Raw genomic sequence first — 23432 nt, 5'->3', positions numbered from 1 at the left:
ACAGTCCATAGCAGGGTTGACTCTCTACTATTCCTTATTAATACTTTTAATCACAGGTTGTTTTGTGATGTATATGGAGGTCCACCGCACTGTTCCGGTCAAACTCGATGTGACCGAAGAGCAGGCGGACCTGCTTCACGAGACCATCGACGAGTTTCAGTGGGCCGCCAACTATGTCGTAGATGCTGCGTGGGACGGCGAATGGGCCAAAACTCGCAAGTCAGTCCTGCACGAACTGACTTACGACGAACTACGCGAGCAGACACGGCTTCACAGCAATCACGTTCAGTCGGCTCGCGACCGTGCCGTTGACGCACTCGAAAGTGTGGTCGCGAAGTGGTCGAAGGGTGAGTACGCTTCGTTGCCCACGTTCACCTCGCCGTTCGTGGAATATAACCAGCGGAACGCCACATTCCACGACGATCACGCCTCATTATCTACCGTCGAGGGACGCGTCACTGTCGAGTACGTCATTCCCGAGGTAACCCGTGAAACGCCCTTCTCCGAATATCTGCAGAGCAACAAGTGGGAGACTACTGGTGCGACACTCCATTATCGCCGTGGCGATTTCTACCTCCACGTCCGAACAAAGGCGGATGTGGACGACCCCGTTCCAGCCGAGAACGGAACGGTTCTTGGTGTGGACCTCGGGGTCGAGAACATCGCCGTTACTTCGACTGGCGTGTTCTGGTCTGCCGACGAACTCAACCACTGGCGACAGGAGTACGTTCAGCGCCGCAAATCGCTCCAAGAGTGTGGGTCGCGGTGGGCCTACGAGAACGTCCAAGCAGTCGGGCGCAAGGAAACGGGACGCTTCGAGCAGTATCTTCACGGTGTCGCGAACGAACTCGTAGACGAGGCAGCTGAAAATGGCTGCACGGTGATCGCCTTCGAGAACTTGACGGATATCCGCGATCGGATGCCCGACGCCCGTAAGTTCCACGAGTGGGCGTTCCGTCGTCTGTACGACTACGTCTCGTACAGGGCGGAGGTACGCGGGATCCAGGTTGAACAAGTGAACCCGAAGAACACATCCCGACGGTGTTCATCTTGTGGCTTCACCCATACGGAAAACCGCCCGTCGCAGGACACGTTCTGCTGTCAGTCCTGTGGGTACGAGAACCACGCGGACTACAACGCAGCGAAGAACATCGGCTATCGACTCCTTCGCAACCAAACTGGGGGCGAGGGAGGCGCACCCGTAGGCGTGCGCTTGAACACCGGGATGCTGAACGCGAACGGGGTCAAGCTCCTGCCGGATTCGGCCAGAGCGGGAGTCCACGGTGAACACCACGGCACCTAGACCGTAGTGAGCTTACTGTGGTAGTGGCACCTCGTACTCAGCCGCCAGCTCCTGGAACTCATCCCACTCCGGGAGTCGCTCGTTGTCGACCTCGCCGTGCGTCTCGAGGTAGCGGAGCAGGGCGTCGATTTCGTCTTCGAGATCATACTTCGCCGCCTGCTCTCGGAGGACCGCCTCGTCGACGTCGACGTGGCTGAGCAGGAGGAGACAGTATGAGCGGTGGCGGCTGCCGTCGTCGATCAGTAGCGTGTGACAGCAGAGCTCCGCCGGCGAGACTGCGTCGAGGTCTTCGGAGTAGACGTAGTAGCGGTGGCCGGTGAGCAGGAACTGGAGGTCGAAGGCCGCGAATCGAGCGAGGCCGGTTTCGTGGAACCCCTCTGCGTCGATCTCCGTCTCAGCCTGGGCGAGGAATTCGTCGTAGTCCTCCCAGAGAATCGTCCCCTTCGGGGCGACGGCTTCGAGGCGCTGGCGATGCAGCTGGTGTGCGAGTTCACGGGCGAACTCGTGGAGGCGGTCGAAGTCGGCGTTGAACTCGTAGTGGCCGTCGGCCGTCCCGACGAGACCACGGTCACGAAACCGCTTCAGGACGCGGTTAACCGTGTTGCGGTAGTTGTCGCTCCGGTCAGCGATTTCGGAGACGGTTCGCGGCTGGTCGAGGTAGTACAGCACTTCGAGTGCCTTGCCCGTCAGCAGTTCGGGGAAGTCGATATGGGAGTGCTGGCGGACGAGGTCCCGGTAGAGTTCGACGGCGCGAGCATCCGACGGAACGACTCGTTTTCGCCGCCCGTCGCGTTCCGTGTAGACGAGTCCCTTTTCGACGAGGTCGGCGACGGCACGAGAGAGGTAGCTCTCGCTGTGGTTGAGCTTCGTCGCGAGTTCGGAGATCGTGTCGCCGCGGTCGACCGTGGCGAGGACCTCGAGTTCGATACGCCGGAGCACGGTGTAACATAGTACGAAACTTGTATATAAAGAAGTTTCGAGTAGTGTTACAGTCAGCAGGCACAAGAGTCGTCTCCATCGTCTTAACCAACAAAACTATGGATTCGTGGGCCGTGTTGGTTAACACGAGAGTAGCCGATGTCCTACGAACCCCCGACCCCACCGGCGAACCTCCCGACGGAGATCGTCAACACGCTCAACGAGTCGGACCCGGAGCAGCTCCGAGACGTTGCGACGTACGCTGAGGCGCTCGCCGAGCACAAGGAACGAGAGGCCCGTCTCGAGGAGTCGGCAGGTCAAGACGAGGTCGAAGAGCGACCAGACGATCTTCCGGACGACCTCCCTGCCAAAGCGACGATCACGATCAAGGAAATCAACGACAATCGCTACTACTACTGGCAGTGGCGGGAGGGCGATTCAGTGAAGTCCAAATATAAAGGGCCGGTCAACCCGGACGAATAGCCCCGGACATTCATCAGTGATGCCGGTTGCTAATGGGCGGCGAAAGGCCGACCCATGCCCATCGAAGTTGAGTGTGATTTCTGTGGTGAGACAATCTCAAGATCTCCGTCGGTAGTGGAGCGTGCAGAGCACCACTTCTGCGATAAGACTTGTCAGGGGAATTGGCGGTCTGAACAAAAGGACAACAGAGTCACCCTCCAATGCGACTACTGTGGGACGGATTTCAAACGATACGAGTGGAATCTCAAAGACGATCAGACAAACCAGTTCTGTAGCAACGAGTGTAGGGGACGATGGCAGATAGAAAATCGTCCACAGACAGAATGTACAAACTGCGGTGAGACAATCGGGCGGATTCAGTACGATATCGAATCAGCTGATCGCCATTTCTGCAGTCGAGACTGTCAGTGGGAATGGCAGGAGGAGACAGCTACCTACGATTGGGTATCAACCCCGAACTATGGACCGCTATGGAAGGAGCGGCGTGAACAGGTCTTAGAGCGAGATAATCGAACCTGCCAGGGGTGTGGCCGTAGCGAAAACGAACTCGGATATACGCCGCGAGTACATCATATTCGGCCGTTCGCGGAGTTCGATGAGGATGAGGTCGAAGCTGCTCACGATCCATCGAATCTAGTCTCGCTCTGTGAGCCTTGTCACACCAGATGGGAAGGCGTCCCGCTTCGTCCGAAATTGCTCTTAGAATAGGTCCGGAGGAAGATACCTTGCTCAGGACCGAACTCGACGAGATGTCGCAGAGTATGGATGGCCGATCAACCCGGACGAGTAAAACTCGATGATGGAGGACACCCACCCCACGTTTCCGTCGTAACTGGATGTTGGTGGAGGGGGTGACGCTGATTTCGAAGGGACCACACCCCCCGCGTTTCCGTCGTTTCTCCACGACGGCGTAGGGAGAGGCTACGATAGTGCAATACAGCCACTAATTCTGTTGACCTAGAACGAATCTAGAGATGAACTAACTTCTGCAACACATAGATTAAAGTGGTATAGCTGAGAAACGCTCATTAAGTGTACTTCAACCAAAGAGGGGGCGAAGTACTTCGCCCCCTCAGATGAAACGATCCTTTCCAGCTGCTTCTGTAGACGGCCAGTATTGGACGGCTAGGCCGCTCTCGTCTTTGGTATCTCGTCGTAGATGTCTTCTTCAAGTCCCCTCCCCACCTGTTCGGTGATTACGACGGAAACGTGGGGTGTGTGGGTTCGGGATTCGACATCGAGGCGACGCTTCCGTCTACGGGTTTCCTCTCTCACGTCGGAAACGGGGCTATATTGTCAGCAATCCAATTCCACCGAATTACGGCATTTTCCCGCTGATATCGTACAAGTAACGTCGGAAACGCGGGGTGGCGTTCTCCACTAGATTTATACTCCCCCCGCTCACACCGTGTGATATTCAATGACGCCCGACTCTTCACCCAGTTCTGTCGACGATCCACTCTTTGAATCCGGGCATCGCATCTTCGCGAACAAGGATCTCCTGAAAATCGGCCACGTGCCGGAGGCTGACCGGATCGTCGGTCGCGACGAGGAAATCTCGAAGCTCGCGAAACGTCTCAACGGTGCTGTCCACGGGTACTCCCCGGAAAACGTGATGATCTATGGGAAAACTGGGACCGGTAAATCTCTCGTTTCAAAACACGTCTGCCAACGAGCTAAGAATGCCGCTCAGGATGGCGTCGAGATTGGAACCGCGTATATCGACTGTGCTGAAGACAATACCGAAACCCAAGCAATCTCCTCACTGGCCGCGAAGCTGAACGATGAATCTTCGACTGGAATCTCCGTCCCACATACCGGCCTCAGTACGTCGAAATACTACAAACTCCTCTGGAAGACGCTCGACGCTCAATTCGATTCTGTGATCATCATCCTCGACGAGATCGATCTGATGAACGACGACAGCGTGCTGATGAAGCTCTCGCGCGCTGAGGAGGCGGGGAAAATCGACTGTAGCGTCGGCGTCATCGCGATCAGCAACAAGATCCAGTACGTCGACAACGTGAACGAGCGCGTGAAAAGCAGCTTCCAGCACAAGGAGCTGTTCTTCAAGCCATACGACGCCAACCAGCTCCGGGAGATTATGTTCAACCGTGAGGACGCCTTCCAGGACGGCGTCCTTTCCGAGGACGTGATTCCGCTCTCGGCGGCCTTCGCAGCGCAGGAACACGGCGACGCTCGGAAGGCGATTGACATTCTTCGCCACGCCGGGGAGGTCGCCTACGAGGCCGGAGCAGAGCAGGTGACGGAGGAACACGTCCGCCAGGCACAGCAGCACGCCGAAAAGGACCGGTTCAGAGAACTCGTGAACGGCGCACCCACGCAGGCGAAGGCGGCGTTGCTGGCGCTCACGGAGCTGAGTGTCAACAGCAACGACGATGCGTTCCTCACGAGTCGGGTGTACGACCAGTACGAACGCATCTGCAACCATCTCGATATGGATATCCTCTCCGTCCGCCGGTTCCGCGACATCCTGAAAGAGCAAGCCTTCCTCGGGGTTGTCGAAATCGAGAAGATCAACAAGGGGAGTGCGGGCGGCATCCACCTCCAGAACCGACTCATCGAAGATCCCCAGGTCGTACGCGAGACGATCCTCGAGGACAGCCGGATGCAGGACTGGACTCGCGAGTAGTGACCCCCTACTACTGAGTGGGTGCGGACGACGGAAATCCGGGGTGGGGCGTGAGGAAACGACGGAAACGAGGGGGGTCGAAAATTACGTCGGAAACGTGGGGTTGGATCGAAACGACGGAAACCAGGGGTGGGTCCACTACGACAGTTCGTTGGAGGCTCCGAACGAACTCAAAACGGCATCCCTCTCACCGGAGAGCTCTCGGCGAATGTCGGATCGGTCCCACCCGAGGGGTGAAAGCACGCTCTCGACGGCTCTGACCAGCTGCGTCTCGTAGTACGAGGCGTCGTAGGTCTCGATCGCTTCGTGGGCGAGGGCGACCCGGTCTCGCGAGGATTTCTCGTCGTCGACGACCACGTACTCGATATCCTGGCCCGGATGAACTGCCAGGTCCTGCTCGCGGGCTCGCTTCAAGGCGGCCACGTTCTGGGTATTCTGTGAGTAGCTTTCCAGCGGCTTGGAGACACGGTTCCGCTCAACGAGCCGCTCTACTTCTACGTTGCCCGCCTGTAGTTCGCCGATTGCTCGTTCGAGCCGTCGGAGTACCGCGTCCGGTGACCGCGTGGCATCGAGCTGGTCGAGACAGTCCCGCTGGACGTCCTCGATGAACGGCGGGGTTGAGCGCTGCCGGGCTTCGATACCTCTGATCTTGAAGTCGTCGTCACCGGCGACCTTCCCGAAGTACTTCGTCAGCGCGCCGGCGTCGCTCTCGCGCTGCGGGACGAACGCCACCCAGTCGTACTGAGCTTCGTGTTCGAGCCGAATCTCGACCTCTTCCGTGATTGCCGTCGCGAGCGTCTCGAGGTCCTCGCGGTCCTCGTCGTCGACGTCAGGGTCCGGCGTCACCCAGATGGAGTCGACGATGCCGTGGACGACCCGCCAGCCGCCAGCTTCCAGTCGCTGTTTCGCCGTCAGCAGAATTTCACGAGCGAACGCGTTGATCGCCTCGTGGCACTCGATGCGGCCGAACTTCGCGTTGCTGAACCCCTGATAGCCGAAGCAGGCGACGAGGATCCACTTCAACGCTCCCGACCGTCCCTCGAGTTCCGCCAGACGGTCCTCATCGGGATCGTCCCGTTCCTTCTCGCGACGGATGGCCGCCTTGATCTCGTCGCGAGCGTCGATGATCGGCTGTAGCACGTCGACGAGGTAGCCCCGGTCCTCGCAGATCGAGTACTCGAGGCCGGGGACGTCGTCGCGGTCGCGGTGGCAGCTACACCGGATGACGTCCGGCGAGACGTTCCGGGTACAGATGATGTTCGGATAGAGACTCGAGAAGTCGAGTTCGTGGACGTTCTCGTGGAGGCCGACCTCGGGTGCGAAGATGAAGCCGCCGCGGTCGGCGTCGTGGAGCGTCCTCATCGGCTTGTAGAACTCGTGGCGCCAGGAGTTCCACGGGACGAGGACACCGCGGTCGTGGGCCTCGCAGATCTGGATCGCCGTCAGCACGTTCCCGATCGACGCCCACGCGAGCTCCTGGACGGGCTTCTTTGAGCGCGACACGAGGTCGAGGACGCCGTCGAGGTTCGTCTCCCCGTAGAAGAACGTGTTCGACTCGTCGATAATCGCCCGGCCGGGCACGTTGTACCGCGCCGGCGAGTGGCCGACGCGGCCGTAGCTCGAGTACGTCGACCGGCTCGCGAGCTGCTGGTAGTCGATGTCCGGCCACCGACTCAGAGAGAAGTCGTCGACGCCGGCGTCCGTCGCCATCTCGTACAGGGTCGGGACGATCTCGCTGGTTGAGCAGACCAGGACGTCCGGATCGTGCGCTTCGAGTGCCCCTTGGACGGCGGTCAGAATATCCGTCGGCGAGCCGGTGACGGCGTCGCGGGCGACGGACAGTTTCTCGTAGACATCGTTGCTCGTTTCGGTCACCGGAACACTGAGCCGGAGCGTCGACAGCTCGCTCGCCGGCGTCGGATCGGCGCCGGTCTCCAGACAGTACCGGAACTCTCGCGAAAAGTCCACGTTGAAACAGGCGAGATCCCCGACTGGATAGGCCGACAGCTGGCGCGCTTGCCGGGCGAGTGGAGTGACGCGATCGATGTGGGCAACGTCGACTGCGAGAACGGCCTCCTCGTCTCGTCGAAAGCTGGGGCGTCGCGCAACCATCTCGGTCGCGACGACGTCCGGGTGCTGGTCGTACACCGACTGGAGTGTCGTGAGATCGAGGTCGGCATCAGGGTCCCGAGGGGCGACGTAGAAGCGTGGGGTGTAGTCACCGCGCTCGGTTGCGACGGCGCCGTCGGCAGTTGCCTCCCACTCCAGGACGCGGCCGTCGTCTAGAAAGTCGATACTGAACGGCATCTTTGGATATTTTGCCTCTGCCGATTTGGTCGATTGCGTTTCTAATAAGCTAAGGCGTGTCGTTTCCGAGTTTCAACCGAATAGGTACAAAACGTCTCTAATATCCGATCTTGTCTTGTTTGGCGCGTACACTTTCTTTTCCGGGGTGATTTCCGGGAACACAGCCAAGTATTAACCAACAGATCCGGATGCTGGCGACATTTGTTGGTTAATCACCGGATTTGATCCTCGTATATCTCATTTATATGCCAACAGAGCCTTTGGCCGTCATCTCTATCCGATAAACCATACTCTGAGTATACACGGACCAAAGACTTATTTAGTATCTGGAGTATGGTATTGATATATGAGGCCGAATGTTGACATTCCGTGGTCCATCCATGGGAGAATCAAGGAGCACGCAGAGCAGACCGACCAAACAATCGAGGAAGCGTATATTGAAACCCTTGAGAATGGAGTCCGCGATCTTCCCGAACAGCGGGGAGAGGTTACTCTTCCAAGTCCCGGTTACAACGATTTTGGGCCACGACTTATTCGAACGCAAGGAACGGACTCACCGGACATTAATGACTCAGTGACGTTCCATCCGTTTTTCCACCTCGGTGAGAACTCAATGGAAATCCGAACACGGATGGATGATATGGATGTCGATGAGTTCACAGACCGATTGGCAAGACTCCACAACGTAGGAAGACTCAGCACGTCTTGGTTCACCGTTCATCAGCTGGGTGGGGCACTCGTCGGTCGGGGACCTGCTAACCTTGTCACGGCCGTTAGAGAAGCCCACGCCAGGTTCGCTGATGAGGAAATTCCAACGTACAAGAATGGACACCTCATCTATATTGCCAACCTCGCCTACGAAGATGAGTACTTGCTTATCAGGGCAGAGATTCCCCGATCATCCCGTGACAAACAAGTACTTTCGAATGTCGAACTCCGGTTCATCACAGAAGGCGTTCCCGTCACTGGAGCACTCTATCAACGTCTGGCTCGCGCTTTTGGCTTTAATGAACTATTCAATGCCACGGCGTTCGATCTTCCGCGAACCGGATTCAACGCACCAGAAGGTAGCACACCAGTTGTTACCGAACAAATCACCACGGAAGAGGAGAACTACGACGACCCAAGCGTTAACGGGCTAATCATCGAGAATCCATTACAGAATAACGATGATCTCCTTTCTCATCTCAAATCGGAACTTAGCGGACCTGATCGGTCCAAATCAGAAGCAGAACACCATATTGAGGTGTTAGCAAATTACGACGAGTTGTACTGTGATCTCACTCACAACCACGGACTGTCTGAGGACCGGGAGTATGAGTTCAAGGGATTATCCGCGACATACATCAAGCCCCTTTTCAACCGAAACAGTACGTGGAATCTTACAGCCAGTGTTAGCTGGTGATTTCAGTACGAACATCGGTTGTGACGTGTTTCTTCAAATAGGACGCTCAATGTCTATGAGTAGAAATTCCGACTCTCAATCTAATGATCCAGTCTTAGCAAAACTCTGGAATCGTGGAGATATAGCTCTCACTTGACGAGATCGAATGACTGTACCATGAAGTGGGAGTTTAAGTATCGTTATTGCCCTTCCTATTCGTGATCGTCGCAGCGAGACAGCCTCTCGTGGTCCTCTCCGCTCTTATCGACCGCGGCTTCAAGCTTCTCAAGACGTTCCTCGTGGTCATCTAGGCGGACCTCTTGTTCGATATCGATGCTGAGCAGCGCCGGCAGCAGCGGGTTCTGGTGGTTCAACAGCCCGCTCGCGTCGGCGTGCTCGCGGGCGTACTCGAACAGCCGGTCGAATCTCGGCTGGTCGCGACGCCGCAGTGCCCGCCGGAACTCCGCCCAGCGCTCTTCGATGGCCCGGAGCGCGTCCCGGTACGTCGGGTTCGTGCGCCCCATCGCTATCGGCCTCCTGTACCGCTCGCCGTCCACGTATCGAGCAAGGGGTCCGCGGTGGCCGCCACCGTCTCCCCGTCAGCTGTGACGCCCGTCCCGACGCCCTCCGGGGTCGGCGTCGACGGCGCCGGCGTCGTCGGTTCCACGCCGACCTGCGTGGCGCGTGCCGCGAGCAGCTGCCGCCAGTACGCGAACGCCGTCTGGTAGTACGCGCCGTCGTCGACGGGATAGACGAGCGTCTCGAAGTCCTGGCCGACGACCCGTGGCCCCATCCGCGTCTGTTCACACTCCAGGTGGTGGTCGGCGACCGTCGCGACCGGCTCGGTGAATTCGTTTCGTTCGTTTCGCGTAACGAGCACCGGGATGTCGTACCCCTCGGCGTAGGTCGCCAACCGGGCGAGAGTTCGAGCCTGGAGGGTTTTCGCGTGAGTCTCGCCAAGGGTATCGTCGGCGCGGTACTGGGCGTCGACGGCCGGCGCGACGATGAGGGCGGGTGTGTGTGGCGACGTGTCCTCATCACGACCTGGTGCCCCTCGACCGGCTACCCGAGCGTCGGCGGTGGATGTCTGGATCGACTTGTTCACTGCCGTCGGGAGATCACAGACGGCGCCGTAGTGCTGGTAGGCGGTGAATCCGCGTGCCACGTGGATTCGGTTGAGCAACCGCTGACTGGGCGCGATCTGAGCGAGTGTCGTCGTCGTCGCGTGACCATTTGTGTCGATCCAGAAGGCGGGCCCGTCGTGCAGGAGGAGATGGTCGAGTACGAGCGACTGCAGGATCGGGACGCCGCGGCCTCCCTCGACGTCGAGCAGCGTGATGCCGTCGCCGAGTGACGGCAACAACATCTCGTCCGTAGTCGGATCGGCCTGGTCAGCAAGGGACCGATTGCGGTCAGCGCCCCGTGTCGGCTGGTCCACCGCCAATCGGTTCGACGTTGAGTGTTTTCCCATACTCGATTAGTTGTCTACGTTCCCGATAAGCCGCGGCGTGTCGCTTCCGCGTTTCAGGGAACTCGACTTGGTCTCCTCCAATCCCGGTACAGTCCCCAGTAGTCTCTGTTTTGATCCTGTTTCCGAGAATAGTTCCTGAATCGAGTGACTTCGTGTTAACCAACACCCGGCCGTATTGACGGCGGTGTGTTGGTTAAACCTACCCAGCTGCAGTCTCTAGCCTGACTGCTCGGTATGTTAATGCTCAACGCCACGTTGGAAGAAGTGCTCTATGAGCTATCCACGAACCCACGTCGACCACCGAAACCCCGATCAAGAAACCATATTGGAAACTACTGTACCTATTCATTTGCGTGTTTTTCTAAGCAAGCTATCTTTGAGTCGACCGAGAAGGGGTCGGTTTTGCTCGATTCTCTCCCATCGGTCCTGCAATCGCTGTTCATACATCTCGGGGGTGGTTGTCTCGGCCGACAAGTCCGAGATTGGTAGGGCGGGAACACTCTCAGTCGGGCCGTCAACTGGGAGATGCATTCGGTCGTCGCTATAAATTCCGGTGTCGTGATCCGATTTGAACGGATACCACACCCACTGGTCCTGTTCTGCGAGCCAATAGAACCCCACATATTGGGCTGCATCGTCGTCATCCGCAACAGCTTCATAATAGGACTTCTGTCTGAGTCTGAGGTATTGTGTGTTCGTTACTCGTCGTTCTGGCGTCGCTTCGTATTCAGAGAGCATTTTAGAAATGAACCGTTGAGTCTCTTCAGGGATTCTGAACACGGTTCCAACGACTTCTTGGTTAGATTCGTCGAACTCGATCTCAATATCGAAGCTTGGGTGCCGAAGCCGCCGTGCATTGAGACTGTACTCTTGTAGCGTCTTTACTAACGACTCTTTCAGGGTTTCGACAGGTCCATACTCGATTCCGTAGCCGTCAACTGCTGCTACTAATAGCGCAGCCTCAACTTCGCTCTTTGCCCCCTCTGTCTCATACTCAGGGTCGAAATACGCAGACTGACGAGACACCCGAATTCGATTCTGGTCCCATGTCTCACGCCATACCGGCTGATCTCGGGGGAACCGTTTCTTCTCTGGAATCAACCTTTGACCGACGTATTCGCCATCAATCGCCTGGAGTGGAAGCCTGCCGGGGTCCTCAGCTTGCTCTACGATAGCCGCCCAGTGTTCGTTACAGAATCGAACCAGTAGCGAACGAGTCTGGTCAGTGACCTCTACTGCTTCAGAATTCTTGAACAATCCTGCCGTACCCGGGAATACGGAAACAGGGAGCAGTTGCTCCGGCTCGCCAATGTCTCGTATCCATTGACCACAGATTGCACACTGGTCAGGGTCCTCCTCCGACTTCAGGTCAAATTCCTCGAAGGTTTCGTCTACAGACTCCTCTAAAAGCGTCAACTCACGCGGCTCAGCATCCCGGTCAATCATGGTGAGACGATAATACTGAACTGTATTCCCTCTTTCCCATGCGTTCCGCTGTAACTCATACTGGAAGGGGCCCTCAGCTTTCGGGAAATTTGGAATAGGATTTCGGAACAGATCTCATCCTACCTTCAAAAATCACCAGCAATAGGCGGGGTGGTGTTCGATAGAGGGTTATTCTCCAGCGTGTAGAGGCCGCTCCTCAGCGGGCGTGGGGGTTCTGGACGCGGAGGTCGTGGTCCTGCCCGTGTCTAGATCGACGTAGTCGCCGAAACCCACCGTCCGCGACTTCTCGCAGTCGTCTTTGCAGTGCGTGCGGCGGTCACCGTTCGCCGTCAGCCACTGCATCTTGCCGCTGGTCGGCCGGTAGGTTTGCCGACCCGCGAACGTCGACATCCCGACGACCAGCGCCTGGAATCGCTTCATAATCAGCAACGCACCAGGCCGTTCGTCGTCGGCGACGGCACGTTTCGTGCGAGGCTTGAGATCGTCTTGCGACTGTATACTCGTCGACGACTAGGTGCGGACTGGTTACTCTGAGGGCGGTTGTCGCTCATCACGGAGCTCTTGGTCGGGACCCCGCTTGAGGTCTGCGCCGTCACCGTCCCCGGGACTCGGCCGATAACACGAGTCCCGACAAGTCCGCAATTGGGTACCAGTTCTGTCTCTTGGCTCCCAGTTCACGGTCAACGAGCCTAGTCGGACTGTTGCTTTCCCGCGAGCCAAGTCTGGGGCGAGGCCATGAACGAGCTCCAAGAACCGCTGGCCCAACAGCCCCACCGTGAACATATTGACCGGCATCATCGACGGTTGCCGCGTGTCTTCGCCGTCCTCGTCACCATCTTCGTCGTCGGCGTAGCCGGCGTCCAGTGACTCGCCCGTTCGGGTTTCGGTGTACCCCGTGTCGTTCCACTGGCCGGCGCAGGCCAGGCAGGGGTGACCAGGACCGCTCACCGTGGCAGTCGCGCGTGCGGCCCCGGTCAGGACGCCGTCCTCATTCTTGAGGAGTGAGCCGGCGTCCAAGACTGGAATCATGTGCGCGTACGAGAGTCGTCCGAGGGTGCAGCGAACCGTATGGGGGTCCGCCGCGTTCACGATGATGTCGCAGTCTATGACCTCGTCGAGCGCGTGGTACTCGCTCCAGTCGGCGCCGGTCTCGAAGATGCTTCCGACGACTGGCCGGACCGTGAAGTCCGGGCAGGTGGCGGCCCGTTCTGCAACCTCGGCGCTTACAGCGACCTTGTCACGCCGATTCTCGATGTCGCTTGGTGACGCACCGAGGTGGCGGTTCCCGTTCGCCGGTTTTACCCGGTCGAAGTCGACCAGTACGAGCTCTCCGATGCCGAGTCGGGGAAGCATCTCCGCGAGGATTGACCCGGCGCCACCACTCCCGATGACGCCAACCCGGAGGCCGGCCAAGTCCCGCTGCCCCTTCTTACCCCACAGCTTGATTGTGGAGTCCTGCTGGTCCTCGTTTAACCGTCCCTGTGCTCCTATAGGGCCAGCGACTTCCTGGCTATCGGTTGTTGGCCGCTTCTCCACGCGTGCGTCGACGATCCTGATGGCGGTGATGGCGGTCCTCTCGACTGACTCCGGACCGAACTCCTCGCTCTCTCGCTGACGCGGCGTGAGAGCCTGCTGGAAGTCGTACCGCCAGACCGTCGGCGGGTCGTCGCCATCGTGGAACACGGCCGCCGCCAGCGGGACGTCGTCGGTCCCGAACTGAGTGACCTCCTCGTAGAGTTGCGCACGGTCGTGTTCACGGTCGCCCTGTGAGAACCGGCCAGACGCTCCCTTGGGATGGGTGTGGACGTACAGGAGGCCAGCATCCACATCCAGTGCCTCCGCGTGCTTACGCGCTCGCTTCCGGTACTCGGGCTCGAACTCGAGCTCGACGCCCAATGTCTTGTCTTTCAGGTTGAAGTCCGACGGTGACGGTTCCACGACTTTCCGCACGTTGAGGGTCGTGCGATTCGCGCCGGTCGACTCCGTGATGACGCACAAGGCGCCCCGCTCACCCCAATCAGCCATCGGCCCGGAGTCTGGCGAGAGGATTCGTTCAAGGCGGGCCGCGTCTGGCGCGGTCATCGCCAGGTGATGCTCCCGGCCGGTGTCCACGTCTGCGGTCGGGTTTGGCAAACCCGCAGTCTCCTCGCTCGGGTCGTCAGAGTTGAACAGCCCCATGAGTGCTACCCTTGACTGAGGAACTCATCCGCGACGTCGACGAACTTCTCCATGTCACTGGGGACATTCATCACTGCGTTCTCCCAGTTGTAGGAGTACGATTCCACGTCTTTGTGCTCCGTCTCCCGCTGGACGGTCTGCTTGAACTGTTTATCCCAGTCGGAGTTGTTCGAGAGGGCCCCATCGTCACGCGCGAGTGGCGGTGCCGTGGCGAACCCCTTGCCGCTACCGACCGGGAACGCTTCCGGAATGCGGACGTAGACGGTGTACTCGTCGTGTGCGTATACCACCGTGGGGTACCTGTCCGTCGGGTAGACACCGAGACGGACGACGACGTTGTTCCGGTCAGTGCCGATGACACGGATGTCCGTATCGAGCGGCGGCGTTCGTTGCGATACCGCCGCGCGAAGTGCGGAGAGACCCCTCTCGAAGTCTTGGGAGAGGTCGCGGTCGCCGCCGGGGTCGTTGGCCTTCGCCACGGTTAGACCACCCCGCCGTGTTCCTTCTCGGTGCTGAAGTGGGTGTACTCCTCGAGGTCCACGGGGTCGTTGTCGTCGCTGGGAATCTTCCCGATGTTCTCGTCGTGGTCCGCCGTCGGCGTCGGCAGAATGTGGAGCGAGTAGTCGGTGGGGTTCCCGTCGACGTTACCCTTTTTCTTCAGCGCGTTCGGCCCGACGTTCTGCTCGTCGAAGAGCGTGGGAATCTCGTTTACCGTGGCGAACCACAGTGACTGCGTGATGGTCAGGCCGTCGAAGAGTTCCTCCACGGCTTCCAAGTCATCCTCGACGTCGTCGAGGGCGTCGATGTCCGCCTGCTCCGCGAGGTTGTCGGCGATGGCCTGCACGTAGTCGAGTGTTGCCGGGACGATGCCGAGGGGATTGTCGCCCTCGTCGTCCTGCGCGTCGTCCACTGCGTTGTCGATGTCGTCGAGGTCGAAGACGAGGTCGGCGATGTCGTCGTCGAGGGCTTCCGGCGCCTCCTCGTGAGCCTCTTCGAGGTGGTCGCGCGTGACGTCGATTGCTTCTTCGATTCGGTCTGCGAGTTCGTCCGAAATGTCGTGCTTGGCGGTCATTTGTTGTCGTTTCCGCCGTTGACCTGGCGGCTTGGCCTACCGCCATGCTGCACTCACTGCTGTGTCGGTCGTGCGTCGCGAGGCCGGGGGTCCGGTCGCTCGGCGGTCGAGACCGACTAGCGGGCGATCACGCGAAGTGAGTCATAGCCGGCACAGCGCGTTGCTGCTGGCTCGTCACGACGGTTGTGGTCGTTTCCCGCCGTCCCCCTGCCGCGTCGGTCGCGGTGGCGCGGGGGATGCCTTCGGAGCGGTGGGTAACCAACCCGGCTCTGGGTAGAGGATACTTGAACATAAACCTAGGGGAAGGGACGTAAAAAAGGCTGTCTGACTGTCGAACAGTGAGTAATTACTTACTTATAAACCGGTGTCGAACGTCCGCCGTCAGAACTCCACTTTTACTTTCAGTCCGCTTGGTCAACCTCTTTTATGTTCTCGCCACGCTGATCTCGTGTTCGACGCGCGCTGAGTAGAACCGGGGCCACAGCTACTGAGTCTGGCGGTTAGGTGGGAATCAAGAATCATCCCACCGCTCCGAAGGCATCTGGCCACTGGGCTCTATCCTTAATAAGGGTAACGGTCCCCCTACGCTATCTTGCGGTTTCGACTGGAACCGACAGGGGGTTAGCCTGGCATGAAAAGGTTCGGGTTCGGGTGTTCGGCCTGTAATTGGAATTTTACAAAGTTCCGTATGGCGTGGTAGAGTTTATGCACGGTGGCTTACTTGTAGACATCAACCCCACCCCCACTGCCCACCGAATCTGGCACCCAGTCTGTTGAACATGGACAAAACTCTCCCTCGCCGCGTACGCACGCTTATTGCAAGCGTGCGTCATCTAATAGTTATTTACTTGCCAAGTAACTGCGGTAGTAGTATTTGACATGTACATACCGATCATCCCCAAATCTACCATCAAACGAAGGAGCAACAGCACCAGCCCTTCACGTTTCCAGATACGTTGAAGACTATCCCGGTCGGACCCGGATGTATGTGTGGCCGGAACTCGCTCTTCATCGACCAAGCAGACCTCGAGGCTCGCTTCGATGCCGAGGTCGTCGCGGACGGCGGGTACACACCCCGATACAACATCTCGCCTAGCGCCGACCTCCACATCATCACGAACGAGGCCCCCGACGAGATCGACGCCTACCACTGGGGGCTGATTCCGTTCTGGGTGGACGAACCCGAGGAGGGCATCATCAACGCTCGCTCCGAGACTGCCGACGAGAAACGCGTCTTCGAGCGGGCGTGGGAATCACGTCCCTGCCTCGTCCCCTCGTCAGGTTTCTACGAATGGAAATCGCCGAACGGCGGGTCGAAGCAGCCCTACCGGATTTACCGGGAGGACGACCCCGCATTCGCGATGGCCGGGCTCTGGGATGTCTGGGAGGGCGACGACGAGACGATCTCGTGCGTCACGATTCTCACGACGGAGCCGAACGACCTGATGAACTCAATCCACGACCGGATGCCGGTCGTCCTCCCGCAGGACGCGGAATCTGACTGGCTCGCCGCAGACCCGGACACCCGCAAGGGACTGTGCCAGCCGTACCCGAAGGACGATCTGGACGCCTACGAGATTTCGACGCGGGTCAACAACCCCGGCAACGACGATCCCCAGGTCATCGAGCCGCTAGACCACGAGCAATCGGGCCTCGGCGAGTTCAGTTCCTGATAGCTGACGGGCTTACGGTCACTGCATCGGCGACGCAGCTGCTGAATCGACGAGCGAGTATTCTCGGTCCCGACTCGTCCCTTCCGCCTCGAGAAGGTTGTACTGCTCCATTTTCGAGAGGTACGTGCGGATAGTCCGCTTCGTCCGTGGGTCATCGACGTCCTCGGAGTAGCGCTCGTGGATCTCGCTCGGCCCGACCGGGCCGTGCTCGCGAACGATGTCGTAGACAACCCGCTGATGGGGGGTGAGCGAGTCGAGGCTCTTCTGCTTGATTTGGGCCCGAGCATCCTCGGCGGCGTCCAGGAGAATGTCGTCGGTGATGCGTTCGTGGTTCTCGCGATCTGCCTTGCCGGCGGCCGTTCGGAGGATGCCGATTGCGAGGCGGGCGTCGCCAGCGGCCGCGTCGGCGATACGATAGAGCTGGTCGTCGGTGATGACGTCCTCGTCGAGGCCCCACTTCGCCCGCGCACTCAGAATGTCGTACAACTGCTCGTCGTGGTACTTGTCCATCCGGACGTGTTCGCTGGAGCGCAGGCGGCTCACGAGGCGGTCGTCGACGCGGCTGAACAGCTCTTCTTCCTTGTTCGCGATGCAGATGATCGCGAACTGAGGGAGGCTGTGGAGGTCGTAGATGACGCTGGGGTCCTCGAGCTGATCGACCTCGTCAAGGATGATGACCGTTCGCGGGCCGTCGTGTTGCTGGAGGCGGTCGACGAGTTCATCGTGTGGTGTCGACTGCCGGTGGATGTCGATGGTGGCGCCGAGGTCGTCGAGGATCTGGTAGAGCGTGCGGAACCGGGTGTAGTTGCGCCAGCAGTTGACGTAGGTGGCCTCGACGTCGAGGACCTCTTCCCGGAGTCGTTCGGTGACGAACTTCGAGATGCAGGTCTTGCCGGCGCCGCTGGGTCCAGTGACGATGGCCGTGTCGGCGGGTTCACCGTTCGTGATGGGCTCGAGAACGCTGGAGAGATGGTTGACTTCGGCGTCGCGATGCTCAACTTCCCGAGGAACGAACCCGGCGCGAAGAACGCGAGCATCGCGGATCATCTGTCTCTGACAGACTGATTTCGGGTCAGGTTACAAAAGCCTGACCGGGTTGTTTCCGGAAACACCCAACTTAGTCCGATATTGTCTTCCACAATACTTGCGCTGTAACGTGATTCTCTTTGTGGAAAACTTGCGTTTCCGGGAATCTCCGGAATCGGACCATGGGCGGTGCGCGTGACGCTTCAACTCGTTTAGCTGGTTTGTCATGCCGGGCATACGACCTCGTGCAGCCAGGAATTCCGTCCGGGTCTCCTGCTCGCCTGACCGTGTTTCTCACTGCATGTGGACTTTGCGGGAAAATGTCCTCGCTGCAAAACGAGCCAACACCGAGCGGTTGCAGTTCCTGAGCAGCCACATCTGGGGTAGCCTCTTGGAAAACAGGGGGAACGGAAGAGGATGGGGTTCGGGGATTGGAGGGTGCGACTGAGGGCCTTAGCACTCCCTTCTATCAGAGAGTGTTGACCGGATGGCGCAAAAAGGTCGCCTCACAAGAAAGTAGAACTGAGCAGAAGTAAGTTCATCGAACGCAAACTATGTATATTGACCATGGGCTTTCCCGCTGACCTCATCAAATGGTATGGAGAACACCGGAGATCATTTCCTTGGCGTGAAAATAGTCTGACACCATACCAAGTCTTCGTAGCCGAGATGCTGCTCCGGAAAACCACAGCAGAAGCGGCGGAACCGGTCTACAAAGATTTCATCAAACAGTACCCTGAACTATCTTCTCTCAGGGAGGCAGACATAGAGGAGATAGCTGAACTACTCCAGCCCCTGGGACTTCACAACAAGAGAGCGAAGGCCTTCAAAGACATCGCAGAACAATACCCCAGAGGACTCCCAGATACAAGGGGGGAACTCCTTGAGCTCCCTCACGTTGGACCCTACATTGCTGACGCCACTATCTGCTTCGGATACGGAAGAGAACAAGCTATTATCGATGCTAACGTGGCGAGAATCTACTCTCGATTGCTCGGCAGAGACTTCGGAACCGGTCACCAGATGTACAGAAACCAAGAACTACGGGAACTCATTGAAGCCGATCTCCCAGAAACCGAGTTCAAGGACTTTAGTTGGGCTCTCTTGGATTTCGGGGCGAAGATCTGTACTGCTCGCTCTCCCAACTGCGAACAGTGCTTCGCGAGTGATTATTGCGAGTACTATCAAACAGCGTCTGAGTAACACTTTTCCTAACTTGTACGTATCTATTACTTATCCTGTAGTATAGCTTTCATCGCTTTCCTATGCATCTCATTTATATGCTTCATTCCGAGGAGGAACTCGAAGATCTGTCTGAGGAGGAGATCTTAGATGAGATGGATGACGGGTTCCAGAGCCGAGACAGCAAAATCTTCCAAACTTTTGAGGTCTTAGTTGACCGAAACTGGCACTGTAGACATGAATACGAGCACATCAATAGCGACCAGCCAGCGGGTGGTGGTGGAATCCAGGGTCTGGAAGGTGGAACAAAGAGCAGGCCAGGCCTTGAAATCGAGTCCGAGAATCAGCACTGCGATGACTGCGGCGAAACAAAGAAGCATGACAGGTGGACTGGGGAATTTAAAACAGCTGTCACCGCAGCGCAAATGCCAGAAGACGTCAAAAACAAGATTTTGGATTACTACGGACACAGGGACGCTATCGAAAACCGGGAAAGAGATGAACATGATCTGATCATTGATCACAGAGTTCCAATGTCTCGGTGGGGAGAAGAGGAAGAAGCAATTTCAGAAGACATCTCCGATGAGGAGATTCAACGCAACTTCCAGTTATTGAAGGACGACAGTAAAGGGAATCACAACCTTCTGAAGTCCCGTGCCTGTGAGCAGTGTATTGAAACAGGGGAAAGAGGAGCCCCACTGGGGATTAAATTCTGGTATAGAGGTGGTCCTGAATGGCCTGAAGATGTTCCTGAAGAAGGTGAAGAGGCAGAGGTAGGCTGTGTTGGTTGCGGTTGGTACAACTTCGATAAATGGAGGTCAGAACTAAACCAGCATCTCAAGGAAACCCTCGAATATGAGGATGATGAAGTCGATCTGGAGGGAACCTTGTTAGAGGACGCCGAACTGACTGCTGATTGAAAACGTGGAAAAACCGTCCGCTCAGAAGTCGTCCAGTGTGGCTCCGCTACCTTCTTCCTCTCCACCGTCGGTTTCAGGGGCAGCGTCGACAGTCGAGACCTCGATACCCTCAGCAGTACTCTCGAAGTCCAGGGTCTCCTCAATGTGCTCATTCAACTCCTCACGCCACGTCTGCATATCATACCAACCACAACCGACACAGCCCTTCTCGGCTTCAGGCCCTGTCTTCGGGACATCATCCGGCCACTCAGGACCGCCCTCATAGAAGAACTCGATGCCGAATGGAGTACCACGTTCCCCGTTCTGGAAGCAGTTCCGGCATACCTCACGCTTCTGCTGGTTACGCTGATTATCCAGTAACTGGAACTTCTGCCTGATCTTCTCCTCAGGCATATCGTCGGGATTGTCCTCGCGGACCGTCTCGTCCCACCGGATCTCAGGGAACTTGTGATCCGGGATCAGGCCTTGACGACGGGTCCTGTTCTCGTAGACGTCGTGATTGCCAAGCACCTTGATGATACGGTCCCGGAGCTCTGGCGACATTGTCTCATACCCGCGGGGACCCCCCCGGGGGAACCGGGTCATGATCAGGAAGGTCTTGTTTTCCCCGCAGACATCGCAGTGACGGCGTTCAGTGGCGAGAGTGTACCCGTCTTCCTTGATGTCCTGGATCCTGCGAGCCCAGTTAGGATTGTCCGGGAGTTCGTGGCCCTGACAGGTCCATTCGCAGTCCATCAATTCGTAAAAGAACTTGTCCGTGACACTGCCTCGGAAGCTGCTCCAGTGGTCCTCCTGCTCTTCCTCCCACTCCTCCTTTTTCTCCGGATGCATGGCATCGTAGGCCTCTTCGATGACTGTCGCCATGCCTTCAGGCTGCTCCTCGAACACCCCGGTCCTCCGATAATAGACAGGGACGGAGCCCTCCCAGGTATGGTCCTCTTCCGGGTATTCGAACTCGACGTCAAGGTAGACTTCGCTGGCCTTCGTGTGCTCTCGTTTCCTTAAAACATCGATATGTTCGCTTGTGAGTTCGTCTACTTCCTCAGCGTCATCTGCCATATTCGTAGACGAAGAGGCTGCGGCGGATAGTGTTAGCCACAGAGTACTGTGAAAATAAGTAAGAGATAGACACAAGATACGTACAACTTCTGAGACAGATGAAGACAGTTTGGGAAAGGAAAGCAGGGATTAACTGGACTGCCGAAGAGCCTCAACGATCTGTTCACCTTCGTCAGTCAAGCCGTAGACCCGACCCTTCTTCGCGTCAGGATTTAAGCATTCAACCAGGTCTTCATCAGCCAGATCTTGGAGAACGGAACTGATGTGGCTGCGGTGGAACTCGGTCTTGTCCCTGAGATCGGTAGGTGTCTGAGGGAAGTCATCCAGCTCTAAAAGAAGCTTCTGCCGATAATCGCTGGATTTGACCCAGCCGTACTTCTCCCAGTCGATAGAGTCCATTAACTATGGGTACGACTTCCGGGTATCGCGTTAAAATAGTGCGCACAGTTTACGTACAATATTCGTTAGTCTTACAGTTATAGTAAGTACTATGTACGCCCACTTCTTACCTGAACGTCAAGAACCGGAGCGAAGTACTTATGAGAGAAGTGTACGCGCTTATAACCAAGATGGACGCCGAGGCGTACCGGACGAAAGACACCCTCGCCTTAGAAATTGAGAGAGCATAACTGATGTCTAGTGAAACTACTGAAGCAGGAGACGAGCCGGAGGAGAAGTCCAAGACTGAGATTATCCAGGGGATGAAGAAGTATACGAAGGTCAAGGAAAGACTGGAAGGAAACTTCACCAACCTCGGTCGAACTGAATGGGTCGACACGACCGAAATCAGCCCGGAAGGCACCACCTACAACATAGTTGACCTGTTCTCCGGCGCTGGAGGCCTCACATTGGGATTCACACAGGCAAACTATCAGCCTGTATTTGGAGTCGAAGAAGACCCTGACGCAGCAGACACCTACGAACGGAACTTCCCGGAAGCCACGCACTGGCAGAAGGACATCCGCGACCTGACCATCGACGAAATCAAGGACGCAGTCGGAGACAAGCAGATCCACGTCCTCTGCGCAGGCTTCCCCTGCCCCGGATTCTCCATAGCGGGGGACAGAGACCCTCTGGATGAGAGAAACTTCCTCTATGAGGAGATTCTCCGGATTGTTAAGGAACTTGAACCATGGTACCTGGCGATGGAGAACGTTCCTGGCCTTGTCACTATGGAAGATGGGAAGGCCCTGAACCAGATTCAAACTGATTTCGAGGACATCGGCTATCCTCTGTCCACGCTGGTGCTTGAGGCAGCAGATTACGGGGTCGCCCAGATCCGTTCCCGTGCCATCCTGATCGGAAACCGGTTTGGCCTCAACAACCCGTATCCGAAGCCCTTGCTGGATGAAGAAGAGTATCTTCCAATCGGTGAGGCGATCAACGACCTGGCTGACAAGCCGAGAGACCCGGACATTAACCACGAGTGGACCAACCACCGCGAAGACACGAAGGAGCGGATTTCAGAGGTCCCTCCGGGAGAGTCGCTCTACGATTCCTACAAGGACGCCTGGAAGCGGCAGAGAAAAGGTGTACCAGCGATGGCGGTTAAGGAGAACCACGGCGGAACTCACATTCACCACGAGAAGAACAGGGTGATCTCTGCACGGGAAATGGCTCGGCTACAGGGCTTCCCTGACGACTTCATCTTCGAGGGAAGGATGAAGCGGGTGATGTTCCAGGTCGGAAACGCTGTACCGGTACCCTTGGCGAAGAACGTTGCCTTGGGTCTCCGGCCGAAGCTGGAGAAGATCGAGAACGGCGAAATTGAAGAGTAGCTACGTCACAGACTGACGGTACAGTTCATCAAGCTCCCCTCGAAGCCGTTCAAACGACTGTCGGGCGGTGTCCCAATCGCGTACCCCAGTCAATACGAGTTTTCCTGTGCCGAAGATGAGAAACAGGCCCGGACTGTCCTCAGGACGGTAGAAGATTCCAGGGAATTGTTCAGGCTCGTACTCAACATTCTCCATCCCAAGATAGATACTGAGACTCGAGAGATTGAGTGGAGGATCCGGAGACTTATATTCTTCTACAAGAACCAGGTTCCTGACCTCAAATCCGACCTCATAACCTGGTACGTCGTCTCCGAACAGGTCGGACAGCAGGTCTTCGAACAGGTCAAAGGTGTTGTGGAGCACATCGAGAGAGGGGGCTCCGGAGATGCTGAAAGCCCCGGATCTGTAGATGATGACCGCTGGGCCCTCAGTATCGAACCGGAGAATAATGCCGTGGTAATCCTCGGGGTTATATCGGACCTCTTCTGCTTCGATGTCCAGGGCTAACTCGTCGAGGTCAAGTTCTCTGTCCAGTTTCCCGCCACCCACAGCACTCGCCAGCTCCACCATCGTAAAGAT

Annotated in this window: 22 protein-coding genes; 9 read left to right on the top strand and 13 right to left on the bottom strand. The window is 57.4% G+C overall.

What is annotated here, in order from left to right; all coding sequences use genetic code 11:
* Positions 1–73 precede the first annotated feature (73 nt).
* Positions 74–1303, top strand: coding sequence for an RNA-guided endonuclease InsQ/TnpB family protein (locus tag U3A55_RS04005; protein WP_330990202.1), 1230 nt, complete (start codon positions 74–76; stop codon positions 1301–1303).
* A 12-nt stretch (positions 1304–1315) separates the two neighbouring features.
* Here U3A55_RS04005 and U3A55_RS04000 read toward each other — a convergent pair whose 3' ends face one another.
* Positions 1316–2242 (bottom strand): helix-turn-helix transcriptional regulator, encoded by a 927-nt coding sequence (locus U3A55_RS04000; protein ID WP_330990201.1) that lies wholly within the window; start codon positions 2240–2242, stop codon positions 1316–1318.
* A 138-nt stretch (positions 2243–2380) separates the two neighbouring features.
* Between U3A55_RS04000 and U3A55_RS03995 the strand changes: the two genes are divergently transcribed.
* The 3 genes from U3A55_RS03995 (at position 2381) to orc4 (ending at position 5357) form a co-directional block, all read left to right on the top strand.
* On the top strand, positions 2381–2704 hold the full coding sequence (locus U3A55_RS03995; RefSeq protein ID WP_330990200.1) for a hypothetical protein: 324 nt from the start codon (positions 2381–2383) through the stop codon (positions 2702–2704).
* A 54-nt stretch (positions 2705–2758) separates the two neighbouring features.
* Positions 2759–3412, top strand: coding sequence for an HNH endonuclease (locus tag U3A55_RS03990; protein WP_330990199.1), 654 nt, complete (start codon positions 2759–2761; stop codon positions 3410–3412).
* 712 nt (positions 3413–4124) lie between these two features.
* On the top strand, positions 4125–5357 hold the full coding sequence (orc4, locus tag U3A55_RS03985; RefSeq protein ID WP_254858762.1) for a DNA replication protein Orc4: 1233 nt from the start codon (positions 4125–4127) through the stop codon (positions 5355–5357).
* 138 nt (positions 5358–5495) lie between these two features.
* On the opposite strand, the gene U3A55_RS03980 is transcribed toward orc4, so the two are convergent.
* Positions 5496–7664 (bottom strand): type B DNA-directed DNA polymerase, encoded by a 2169-nt coding sequence (locus tag U3A55_RS03980; RefSeq protein ID WP_330990198.1) that lies wholly within the window; start codon positions 7662–7664, stop codon positions 5496–5498.
* Between the two features lie 346 nt (positions 7665–8010).
* On the opposite strand from U3A55_RS03980, the gene U3A55_RS03975 reads away from it, so the two are divergent.
* Positions 8011–9069: a hypothetical protein gene (locus U3A55_RS03975; protein ID WP_330990197.1), complete on the top strand. Its 1059-nt coding sequence runs from the start codon at positions 8011–8013 to the stop codon at positions 9067–9069.
* A gap of 191 nt (positions 9070–9260) precedes the next feature.
* On the opposite strand, the gene U3A55_RS03970 is transcribed toward U3A55_RS03975, so the two are convergent.
* The 7 genes from U3A55_RS03970 to U3A55_RS03940 form a co-directional block, all read right to left on the bottom strand.
* On the bottom strand, positions 9261–9572 hold the full coding sequence (locus U3A55_RS03970) for a hypothetical protein (protein WP_330990236.1): 312 nt from the start codon (positions 9570–9572) through the stop codon (positions 9261–9263).
* 2 nt (positions 9573–9574) lie between these two features.
* Positions 9575–10414: a hypothetical protein gene (locus U3A55_RS03965; RefSeq protein WP_330990196.1), complete on the bottom strand. Its 840-nt coding sequence runs from the start codon at positions 10412–10414 to the stop codon at positions 9575–9577.
* A gap of 450 nt (positions 10415–10864) precedes the next feature.
* Positions 10865–11965 carry a hypothetical protein gene (locus U3A55_RS03960; protein WP_330990195.1) on the bottom strand — a complete coding sequence of 367 codons (1101 nt, stop codon included), beginning with the start codon at positions 11963–11965 and terminating at the stop codon, positions 10865–10867.
* A gap of 168 nt (positions 11966–12133) precedes the next feature.
* The gene (locus U3A55_RS03955; RefSeq protein WP_330990194.1) at positions 12134–12385 is read right to left on the bottom strand and encodes a hypothetical protein; all 252 of its coding nucleotides are present in this window, start codon (positions 12383–12385) and stop codon (positions 12134–12136) included.
* 105 nt (positions 12386–12490) lie between these two features.
* Complete coding sequence (locus U3A55_RS03950; RefSeq protein WP_330990193.1) at positions 12491–14143, bottom strand: ThiF family adenylyltransferase; 1653 nt, start codon at positions 14141–14143, stop codon at positions 12491–12493.
* Positions 14144–14148: 5 nt separating this feature from the next.
* A complete protein-coding gene (locus U3A55_RS03945; RefSeq protein WP_330990192.1) occupies positions 14149–14622 on the bottom strand; it encodes a hypothetical protein in 474 nt (157 codons plus the stop codon).
* A gap of 2 nt (positions 14623–14624) precedes the next feature.
* Positions 14625–15215 carry a hypothetical protein gene (locus U3A55_RS03940; RefSeq protein WP_330990191.1) on the bottom strand — a complete coding sequence of 197 codons (591 nt, stop codon included), beginning with the start codon at positions 15213–15215 and terminating at the stop codon, positions 14625–14627.
* Positions 15216–16201: 986 nt separating this feature from the next.
* Between U3A55_RS03940 and U3A55_RS03935 the strand changes: the two genes are divergently transcribed.
* Complete coding sequence (locus U3A55_RS03935; RefSeq protein WP_330990190.1) at positions 16202–16888, top strand: SOS response-associated peptidase; 687 nt, start codon at positions 16202–16204, stop codon at positions 16886–16888.
* Between the two features lie 18 nt (positions 16889–16906).
* Here the strand turns inward: U3A55_RS03935 and U3A55_RS03930 are convergent, their stop codons facing one another.
* Positions 16907–17935 carry a Cdc6/Cdc18 family protein gene (locus tag U3A55_RS03930; RefSeq protein ID WP_330990189.1) on the bottom strand — a complete coding sequence of 343 codons (1029 nt, stop codon included), beginning with the start codon at positions 17933–17935 and terminating at the stop codon, positions 16907–16909.
* A gap of 546 nt (positions 17936–18481) precedes the next feature.
* Between U3A55_RS03930 and U3A55_RS03925 the strand changes: the two genes are divergently transcribed.
* Together U3A55_RS03925 and U3A55_RS03920 are read left to right on the top strand one after the other, a co-directional pair.
* On the top strand, positions 18482–19117 hold the full coding sequence (locus tag U3A55_RS03925; RefSeq protein WP_330990188.1) for a hypothetical protein: 636 nt from the start codon (positions 18482–18484) through the stop codon (positions 19115–19117).
* Between the two features lie 77 nt (positions 19118–19194).
* Positions 19195–20016 (top strand): hypothetical protein, encoded by an 822-nt coding sequence (locus U3A55_RS03920; RefSeq protein ID WP_330990187.1) that lies wholly within the window; start codon positions 19195–19197, stop codon positions 20014–20016.
* A 21-nt stretch (positions 20017–20037) separates the two neighbouring features.
* Here U3A55_RS03920 and U3A55_RS03915 read toward each other — a convergent pair whose 3' ends face one another.
* Positions 20038–21075: a hypothetical protein gene (locus U3A55_RS03915; protein ID WP_330990186.1), complete on the bottom strand. Its 1038-nt coding sequence runs from the start codon at positions 21073–21075 to the stop codon at positions 20038–20040.
* Positions 21076–21204: 129 nt separating this feature from the next.
* Positions 21205–21474, bottom strand: coding sequence for a transcriptional regulator (locus U3A55_RS03910; RefSeq protein WP_330990185.1), 270 nt, complete (start codon positions 21472–21474; stop codon positions 21205–21207).
* A gap of 233 nt (positions 21475–21707) precedes the next feature.
* Between U3A55_RS03910 and U3A55_RS03905 the strand changes: the two genes are divergently transcribed.
* Positions 21708–22853, top strand: a complete 1146-nt coding sequence (locus U3A55_RS03905) for a DNA cytosine methyltransferase (RefSeq protein WP_330990184.1) — start codon at positions 21708–21710, stop codon at positions 22851–22853.
* On the opposite strand, the gene U3A55_RS03900 is transcribed toward U3A55_RS03905, so the two are convergent.
* The gene (locus U3A55_RS03900; RefSeq protein ID WP_330990183.1) at positions 22854–23423 is read right to left on the bottom strand and encodes a TATA-box-binding protein C; all 570 of its coding nucleotides are present in this window, start codon (positions 23421–23423) and stop codon (positions 22854–22856) included.
* Positions 23424–23432: the final 9 nt, after the last annotated feature.

It is taken from the genome of Salarchaeum sp. III, assembly GCF_036418315.1.
GTDB lineage: Archaea > Halobacteriota > Halobacteria > Halobacteriales > Halobacteriaceae > Salarchaeum.
Note: the sequence above shows the minus strand (reverse complement) of the source record. Positions and strands in the feature narration are given on the sequence as shown.

Bases quoted from the DNA above. Each gene is read 5' to 3' on its own strand.
- U3A55_RS04005 (WP_330990202.1), top strand. From the start codon at position 74: ATGGAGGTCCACCGCACTGTTCCGGTCAAACTCGATGTGACCGAAGAG.
- U3A55_RS03995 (WP_330990200.1), top strand. From the start codon at position 2,381: ATGTCCTACGAACCCCCGACCCCACCGGCGAACCTCCCGACGGAGATC.
- U3A55_RS03990 (WP_330990199.1), top strand. From the start codon at position 2,759: ATGCCCATCGAAGTTGAGTGTGATTTCTGTGGTGAGACAATCTCAAGA.
- orc4 (WP_254858762.1), top strand. From the start codon at position 4,125: ATGACGCCCGACTCTTCACCCAGTTCTGTCGACGATCCACTCTTTGAA.
- U3A55_RS03980 (WP_330990198.1), bottom strand. From the start codon at position 7,664: ATGCCGTTCAGTATCGACTTTCTAGACGACGGCCGCGTCCTGGAGTGG.
- U3A55_RS03975 (WP_330990197.1), top strand. From the start codon at position 8,011: ATGAGGCCGAATGTTGACATTCCGTGGTCCATCCATGGGAGAATCAAG.
- U3A55_RS03970 (WP_330990236.1), bottom strand. From the start codon at position 9,572: ATGGGGCGCACGAACCCGACGTACCGGGACGCGCTCCGGGCCATCGAA.
- U3A55_RS03965 (WP_330990196.1), bottom strand. From the start codon at position 10,414: ATGTTGTTGCCGTCACTCGGCGACGGCATCACGCTGCTCGACGTCGAG.
- U3A55_RS03960 (WP_330990195.1), bottom strand. From the start codon at position 11,965: ATGATTGACCGGGATGCTGAGCCGCGTGAGTTGACGCTTTTAGAGGAG.
- U3A55_RS03955 (WP_330990194.1), bottom strand. From the start codon at position 12,385: ATGAAGCGATTCCAGGCGCTGGTCGTCGGGATGTCGACGTTCGCGGGT.
- U3A55_RS03950 (WP_330990193.1), bottom strand. From the start codon at position 14,143: ATGGGGCTGTTCAACTCTGACGACCCGAGCGAGGAGACTGCGGGTTTG.
- U3A55_RS03940 (WP_330990191.1), bottom strand. From the start codon at position 15,215: ATGACCGCCAAGCACGACATTTCGGACGAACTCGCAGACCGAATCGAA.
- U3A55_RS03935 (WP_330990190.1), top strand. From the start codon at position 16,202: ATGTGTGGCCGGAACTCGCTCTTCATCGACCAAGCAGACCTCGAGGCT.
- U3A55_RS03930 (WP_330990189.1), bottom strand. From the start codon at position 17,935: ATGATCCGCGATGCTCGCGTTCTTCGCGCCGGGTTCGTTCCTCGGGAA.
- U3A55_RS03925 (WP_330990188.1), top strand. From the start codon at position 18,482: ATGGGCTTTCCCGCTGACCTCATCAAATGGTATGGAGAACACCGGAGA.
- U3A55_RS03920 (WP_330990187.1), top strand. From the start codon at position 19,195: ATGCTTCATTCCGAGGAGGAACTCGAAGATCTGTCTGAGGAGGAGATC.
- U3A55_RS03915 (WP_330990186.1), bottom strand. From the start codon at position 21,075: ATGGCAGATGACGCTGAGGAAGTAGACGAACTCACAAGCGAACATATC.
- U3A55_RS03910 (WP_330990185.1), bottom strand. From the start codon at position 21,474: ATGGACTCTATCGACTGGGAGAAGTACGGCTGGGTCAAATCCAGCGAT.
- U3A55_RS03905 (WP_330990184.1), top strand. From the start codon at position 21,708: ATGTCTAGTGAAACTACTGAAGCAGGAGACGAGCCGGAGGAGAAGTCC.
- U3A55_RS03900 (WP_330990183.1), bottom strand. From the start codon at position 23,423: ATGGTGGAGCTGGCGAGTGCTGTGGGTGGCGGGAAACTGGACAGAGAA.